The following is a 285-nucleotide window of genomic DNA, read 5'->3' as shown; positions in this document are numbered from 1 at the left end:
TTCACATCGTCACCTTGGGGCACCTTGGCTTTACTCGTTACTTCTCCGGGGCACTTACTGCCTGTTCGAGGTCTTCAGACACCACCACTCGGTTGCGTCCCGTTTGCTTCGCCTGATACAGGGCTACGTCGGCACGCTCCAGTATAGCTTCCCTGGTTTCGCCCGGCCTCAACATCGCCACCCCGAGACTGATGGTCACCTCAATGAGGTGACCCTTTGCATGGAATAGGGATTCCGCAACATCCCGACGAATCCTTTCGGCGATGACCCTGGCCAACGCCATAT

Annotated in this window: 1 protein-coding gene; it reads right to left on the bottom strand. The window is 56.8% G+C overall.

The genetic code is table 11. From position 1 onward, the window contains the following. Nucleotides 1-37: 37 nt before the first annotated feature. Nucleotides 38-285 (bottom strand): diguanylate cyclase (locus MD536_RS21450; RefSeq protein WP_239603826.1); only part of this gene is annotated, 248 nt, incomplete at its 5' end.

Origin of the sequence: Flavihumibacter cheonanensis (assembly GCF_022352215.1) — a bacterium.
Taxonomy (GTDB): Bacteria; Bacteroidota; Bacteroidia; order Chitinophagales; family Chitinophagaceae; genus Flavihumibacter; species Flavihumibacter cheonanensis.
Note: the sequence above shows the minus strand (reverse complement) of the source record. Positions and strands in the feature narration are given on the sequence as shown.